The sequence below is a fragment of the Roseibium sp. genome (assembly GCF_025698965.1).
In the GTDB taxonomy this organism is placed as follows: Bacteria; Pseudomonadota; Alphaproteobacteria; order Rhizobiales; family Stappiaceae; genus Roseibium.
The window spans coordinates 1-6,593 of record NZ_JAILWL010000370.1 but is presented as its reverse complement, the minus strand read 5'-3'; the positions used below and the strand labels follow the sequence as shown (position 1 = coordinate 6,593).

Below are 6,593 nucleotides of genomic sequence, written 5' to 3'. Positions count from 1 at the left end.
CAGTGCAAAGGCCAGGATCAGCGGGATCAGCATGACCAGGAGCGCAATCCCGACCATTCCGCCAACAAAGGAAGCAGCAATGGACATGCCCAGGGCCTGCCCACCCTCACCCCGTTGGGCCAGCTGATGACCTTCGATCATCGTCGGCACGGCGTCCGGTGTGCCTGGAATATTGATGAGAACAGCCGAGATCGCACCGCCGAAGACACTGCCGGTATAAACCCCGAGCATGAAACTAATGGCCACTTCCTGGGACATTCCGGCCGAAAGGCCAATGAGGAGCCCCATCGCCATGGTCGTGGAGAGACCGGGAAGCGCACCCCAGACGATCCCCAGGCACACTCCGCACAGGGACATGAACAGGAGCGACGGCTGCAGGGCGGCGAGTAACGCATCTATCATCAGAACGACCCCGGCAGCGGAATGTTGAACAGGTGCTGGAAAACCAGGCTCAGCAGAAAGGTCCAGAACACCGAGACCGTGCAAATGATCCACAGCGGACCGTTCCAGGACATGCGCATGATGGCGGCAAGTGCGAGTATCGTAACCGGTTCGAACGCCGTCAGCGCGTGCCGGAAATCGCCGATGGTAAATACGGTCCGAAATGCCAGGAACTGAAGGGCAGCGATATAGACCGCGATCGCCACAGCCAGTCCGATCGACCTGAGATCGGTTCCCAGGTCCCGTCCCCACAGGATAGGTAGTCGAACACCCTGGCGCCATCTTCCGATGGCAGAGGCACCGAGCCCCAGCGCCATCAAAAGCAGGCTCGCAGCCACGATGAACGGCAACAGTCCGGGCGCTGTCAGCAGATCAGCCGGGACGGGAAGCGCGAGACTTCCAATCATCACCACGACTGAAAGAAGAATTAGTGCAATTGATGCAATCATATCGAGGGCTGGCGAAGCGTAACCGGTACCGGCTTCTTCGCCCTCAAATTTCACATCCGATTGGGTGCTGTCGCTCACAGGCGTCCCCCGAGGCTCGAAAATTTGAATTCGCAAGGCAGTGACCCCGGCGTTGCCGCCGGGGCCGGACCGTGATCAGGTGCCGGATTTGATCGGCGGTGGGGTGTAGCCTTCAGGCGGCCACCACGCATCGAAGTCTTCCGGCTTGGGAAGCCCGAGTTCTTCTGCCGTTTTCACGTCAGCACCAATCTGGTCTTTGTACTTGTTGAAGATTTCAACGGTGACCGATTCCATCAGTGCACCTTCGCGGTCCGCTTCCTCGCCGATCTTGACGTCAGCCTGGAAGAACTTGGAATTCAGCAGCTCCTGGAAGCCCGGCGAATTAACCGCAGCCACGAACCCGTCGGCCAGCGCCTGCATGGCTTCCGGTGGCAGATCCCGCTTGACCATGAAGTTGTAGGTCGCACCGACTGGCAACAGCGCGCGCGCTTCAGGAATGATCGTTGCGATTGACGGCAGAACAGTTCCATCGTCAAGCGTGATGTCTTCAGTTCCAGTATGCGCAAGATTGCGCAATTTGCCTGCACGGATCAGATCGATATGCTCGTGCAATCCACCACCTGCAATGTCGGTCTCACCCTGAAGACCTGCAAGTGTTGCCGGCTTGCCACCCTTGTAGGGCACATATTTCAGCTCAACACCCGCCATGTTGGCAATGATCAAGGCAAGTTCGTGCCAGACGCCACCGGTACCGGATGTCGAAATCGTAACGCTGCCCGGATTTGCCTTGGCTGCTTCAATTACGTCATTCATGGTCTGATATGGGCTATCCGCACTGACGGACCAGGATGCCAGGGCATTGGCGGCCTTGAACGGAACCCAATCCTTCCAGGGTGTGAAATCTGCATGGCCCAGAACGCGGACGAAACGGTTGTAGTTGGCACCGCCCAGAACCGTGTAACCATCCGGTCTTTGCGCATCCACGAACTGGGTCGCGATTCCGCCGACAGCCCCCGGCTTGTTGATCACGTTGATGATCCAGCCTTGCGAGTCGGCCATTTCCTGCGCAAGCTTGCGCATGATGGTGTCCGTTCCGCCGCCAGCGGAATACATGACAACCAGCGTAATCGGACGTTCGGGATATCCAGCTCCGAATGCAGTTCCCGGCATGGTGATCTGTAGCCCTGCCATTCCGGCAGCAACCCCTGCACCTGCTAGGAAAGTCCTGCGGTTGGTACCGCTCTTGTTATCAGTCACAACTATTCCTCCTCCATTTTCAGGCCACTCCTCCAATGGCCTGCCTGGCCTCACGCTGTCGCGTCTGGCCCGTTGTAATTGCTGCTGTTCAAAAAGGTTTCGACACTCTCCTCCAGTTCGGTTTCCATCAAGGCGTTCCAGCGATTGTTGAAACCGAACAACGCGATGACGGAGCAAATCTCGACAATTTGCGCTGTCGAGAAATGAGCTCTCAGTATTTCCATGTCGCCGGGATCCGCCGACGCAGGACACTGGCCTCCGCTCAAGGCAACCCGTAATGCGGCCCGTTCAACGTTGGAAAACAGCGGGCTTGTTTCGAATTCCCAAAGAGCCTCCAGTTTTTCCTGCGGCACGCCATTGTCAGCACCGTTCTTGAACGTATGGGCAGAGCAATATTGGCAACCGTTGGAAAGGCTTGTGACATGCGCGACCATCCACAAAAGTGCCGGATCGACCGTGCCATCCGGATTGCGGACAACTGCCCGGATCAGATTCAGAACCGCACGTGCAATTTCCGGTCGATGCGAAAGGGTGAGCATGGAGTTGGCGACAAATCCGGTCTGTCCGGCCAGCCACTTGATCTCCTCCGCAGCCTCCCTGCTTTCCGCAAGATCCAATGGTTTCAGATGAGCCACCGCCACCTCCCTATAAAATCGACATTTCAGCTTAGCTACATAAATATCGAATAACGAAGACTTTTCTAAATCAGCTTTACTGATAGCTCGTATTGGCAATTCTGAACCTATCGCCAGCCTCAAACACTTGACGTGAGCCGCATTTCTGCCGTCAGATCCGGCTCCACACACAAGCGCGGACTGCCACCGGCAGTCCGAACAGAATTTCCAAAGGAATTTGCGTTGATTGGGGAACTCGTTGGTGTCATTGCGCCGATCCTGCTGATGGCGGCAATCGGATACTGGTTTCAAAAATCGGGCCCGAGCCTTGAAACCAAAGGCATGAGTGCGCTGGTCATGATGGTGGGCACACCCTCTTTGGTGTTCCACTCCCTGACCTCGACCGAGCTTCCCGAAACTGCCCTCTTGCAAATGTCGCTCGGTGCAATTTGCGTCAGTGTCATCGCGACAATTCTCGCCAGCGCATTTCTTTTGATGACAGGTTTGAATTATCGCAGCTTCCTGCCGAGTCTGACGATGCCGAACTCGGGCAATATCGGCCTTCCGGTCGTCCTGCTGGCATTCGGCAATAACGGACTGGCCGTCGGAGTTGCGTTTTTCTTCGTGATTGCGATCTTGCAATACACGGTCATGCCGATCGTCACGGCTGGAAGTTTTTCTCTGAAAAGAACGTTGAAGGAACCGTTGGTCTGGTCGGTTCTGGCTGTGCTTGTCGTCAAGTCGACCGGCATCACGCCCCCCGGCGTCATAAATGAGACGACACGGCTTCTCGGCGGCATGATGATACCTGTCATGGTCATCCTGCTCGGTGCGGCCATCGCAAGACTTGCGATCCAGGACCTCAAGACAGCCCTTCTTCTTGCGCTTGCCAGGCTCCTCATCGGGATCGTTGCGGGTCTGGCAACCGTTGCAATTCTTGGTGTTACCGGCATCACTGCCGGCAGCATGTTCCTGATGGCAGCCATGCCGTCGGCCATCGTCACGTATGTTTTTGCCGAACGCTACGGCCGGGAGCCTGAGAAGGTTGCCGGGCTGATTGTCGCGTCGACCCTGATGACCTTTGCCGCGCTGCCCGGCCTGTTGTGGCTCGGGCTCAGCATCGCCGCACAAGATGCCACGCTGAATGAAATCTTGCCGGCCCTTCTTTCCAATCTGTGACGCGGCAAATGACATCAAATGCCCCTATGGCATCGGAACGTCGTTGACATATTTTGGAACGCTGTAGCCTCTCTGGACTGCAGGTCGCTCCGCAATCCGGACATACCAGTCCCTGACGTTCGGAAATTCGTTCAGGTCGATTTCCTGCCATTCGAAACGCGAGATCCAGGGCCAGCAGGCCATGTCTGTAATCGAATATTCGCCAACCCCGTCACCGGCAATGAAATCACGCCCTTCCAGACGCGTGTTTAGAACCTTGTAAAGCCGGCGCCCCTCACTGGAATACCGCTCCTCGCCATAGACCGACTTGCCCTTGTTGTACTTCACGAAATGATGGACCTGACCGAGCATCGGCCCAAGCCCACCCATCTGCCACATCAACCATTCGATGGCCGGCCAGCGCGCGGCTCCTTCCGGGAGAAACCGGTCGTATTTTTCGGCGAGGTAAAGCATGATCGCGCCGGTTTCCATCATGGTGACACCGGTTTCACGGTCGACAATCGCCGGTATGCGATTGTTCGGTGAGATTTTCAGAAACTCCGGCTCATGCTGTTCCCCTTTGGAAATGTCGACGGCATGCGCTGTGTAATCGACGCCGAGCTCTTCCAGAAGGATCGAAACCTTCCGCCCATTCGGGGTTGTCCAGGTGTATAGATCAATCACGTGAGTTGCCTTTCAATCTTGAAACTCCGGAACCGGCCGGACGCTCGAACTAGTCCACGTCTTCAGGCAGGAAAGTTGCGCGAACGGATTTCAGATGCGCCCGCATGGCAGCTTTCGCTCCAGCCGAATCGCGTCGCTCAAGCGCCCTGACGATTGCTTCATGCTCGGCGAAGGAGTGATAGTCGGCCGGCGGACCGCCTTCGGGAACATCGAGGCGCTCCCAGACCACCGAGACCCGAACCTTGTTCACCAGCCAATGCAACTCACTCAGCAGCGTGTTCCCGGCCGCCTCTGCGATTTCGGTATGAAATGCGAAATCAAGTTCTTCATATGAGGACCAGGACGTAGCCGCCCTCATTTGCTGTGTCAGGTCCTTCAAATGATTCAAGTGCCGGGGCGTGGCATGAATGGCAGCCATGGCCGTCAGTTCCGGCTCAAGCACAAACCGTGCGGTCATCGCCTGATGCGGACTCGTCCGGTCCGCCAGAAAAGTCCAGCTTTCTGAAGACGCTCCGGCCACGGCAATCGCCTCGCCAAGAAACGTTCCCTTGCCGACCTTCCTGTGAATGGCACCTTCCGCCTCCAGAACGGTCAAGGCTTTTCGCAGCACTCCGCGTGACATTCCAAGAATGGCGCACAACTCGCGCTCAGGTGGCAAGCGCCCTCCCGGCCGCAGCCCCGATTGATAGAGCCACCCCCTGACCAGTTCAAGGGCGGGCAGTGATGGCATCTCTAATTCCAAAACCAATTTGGTTCACCAATGCTTCTTATTGCGAAACTTCATAGATTTAATCTACACATATCGTGTATTTTAAAACAAGTATCGATTTTTTCTTTACATTCAGATTTTTATCGTGAAACCTAATGGAAAGGAACACCAAATTGGTTAACCAATCCATCGCATCGATACGAGCGTTTATTGTGACCGGATACCAGTCAACGACCTCTGATCGACACAACGAGAACGCGATTGGCTAACCATTCGCAAGTCAGGGAGGGCCGCGTGCAATCACCGGCGAACATGAAAGTTCCATCGAAAATGAAGGCCTGGGTTCTTGGCGACCCGGACGAATTGCGTCTTGTCGACAAGGACGTTCCCCAGCCAGGTCGCGCTGAAGCTCTCGTGCGCATCGACGCGGTGGCAATTTGCGCAACCGATCTGGAGATCCTGACCTACGGCACGCCGGCACTGATTGAGGGGGGACCACCGTTCAACAAGAATTTCACCCCTGGACACGAATATATGGGGACGATTGCCGCCTTGGGGCCTGGTGTCGATGAATTTGATATCGGTGACCGGGTCACGGTTGAAATTCACGCTGGATGCGGCCAGTGCAAGCGTTGCCGGATGGGAATGTACACATCCTGCCATAACTACGGCAAAAACTACGGTGACCAGAACAAGGGCCACCGGGCCAACGGCTTCACCACCAATGGGGGCTTTGCCCAATACGCCGTCAACAACATCAACACGATGATCAAAGTGCCGGACACCATGTCCGACGAAGAGGCCACGCTGGTCGTGACCGCCGGAACATCAATGTACGGATTGACGGAACTTGGCGGTCTGGTAGCCGGTGAAAGTGTGGTCGTGATCGGTCCCGGCCCGATCGGCTTGCTGGCGGTGGCCGTCGCCAAGTCGCTCGGCGCCTCCCCCGTTGTTTTGGTCGGTACGCGCGAAAATCGGAACAGGATCGGATCGGAACTGGGTGCCGATGTGACAATTGACGCACGCAACGAAGATGTCGTTGCCCGTATCAAGGAGCTCACTGGCGGCAAAGGAGCAGATTACGTCGTTGACTGCGCAGGAAGCGAAGCGACCGTCAATCAGGCAATCCACATGACCAACCGTGGTGGCAAGGTTTGCCTCGCAGCCTTCCCGAAGAAGCCGGTCGAGTTCGACCTCGGTTATCTCGCCGTCAACAACATCTATCTTTACGGCATTCGCGGCGAGGGCAAATCGGCAACCCAC

At 56.4% G+C, this 6,593-nt stretch carries 8 protein-coding genes; 2 read left to right on the top strand and 6 right to left on the bottom strand.

All coding sequences use genetic code 11. The annotated features are described in order from the left end of the window. The 4 genes from K5905_RS24125 to K5905_RS24110 all read right to left on the bottom strand — a co-directional run. Window positions 1–402: tripartite tricarboxylate transporter permease (locus K5905_RS24125; protein ID WP_297588778.1), on the bottom strand; the 402-nt coding region annotated here is incomplete at its 3' end. Beyond that, on the bottom strand, window positions 402–968 hold the full coding sequence (locus K5905_RS24120) for a hypothetical protein (RefSeq protein WP_297588776.1): 567 nt from the start codon (window positions 966–968) through the stop codon (window positions 402–404). The genes K5905_RS24125 and K5905_RS24120, both read right to left, overlap by 1 nt. Window positions 969–1,043: 75 nt before the next feature. Then, window positions 1,044–2,165 (bottom strand): tripartite tricarboxylate transporter substrate binding protein, encoded by a 1,122-nt coding sequence (locus K5905_RS24115; protein ID WP_297588774.1) that lies wholly within the window; start codon window positions 2,163–2,165, stop codon window positions 1,044–1,046. Between the two features lie 50 nt (window positions 2,166–2,215). After that, entirely contained in the window at window positions 2,216–2,800 is a 585-nt protein-coding gene (locus tag K5905_RS24110) for a carboxymuconolactone decarboxylase family protein (protein ID WP_297588773.1), read from the bottom strand. A 132-nt stretch (window positions 2,801–2,932) separates the two neighbouring features. On the opposite strand from K5905_RS24110, the gene K5905_RS24105 reads away from it, so the two are divergent. Further along, the gene (locus tag K5905_RS24105) at window positions 2,933–3,958 is read left to right on the top strand and encodes an AEC family transporter (RefSeq protein WP_297588770.1); all 1,026 of its coding nucleotides are present in this window, start codon (window positions 2,933–2,935) and stop codon (window positions 3,956–3,958) included. Window positions 3,959–3,982: 24 nt separating this feature from the next. On the opposite strand, the gene K5905_RS24100 is transcribed toward K5905_RS24105, so the two are convergent. Together K5905_RS24100 and K5905_RS24095 are read right to left on the bottom strand one after the other, a co-directional pair. Further along, window positions 3,983–4,621 (bottom strand): glutathione S-transferase N-terminal domain-containing protein, encoded by a 639-nt coding sequence (locus tag K5905_RS24100; RefSeq protein WP_297588767.1) that lies wholly within the window; start codon window positions 4,619–4,621, stop codon window positions 3,983–3,985. Between the two features lie 49 nt (window positions 4,622–4,670). Next, window positions 4,671–5,351, bottom strand: a complete 681-nt coding sequence (locus K5905_RS24095; RefSeq protein ID WP_297588766.1) for a FadR/GntR family transcriptional regulator — start codon at window positions 5,349–5,351, stop codon at window positions 4,671–4,673. 273 nt (window positions 5,352–5,624) lie between these two features. Between K5905_RS24095 and K5905_RS24090 the strand changes: the two genes are divergently transcribed. Next, a partial coding sequence (locus K5905_RS24090; RefSeq protein ID WP_297588762.1) for a zinc-binding dehydrogenase occupies window positions 5,625–6,593 on the top strand: 969 nt, incomplete at its 3' end.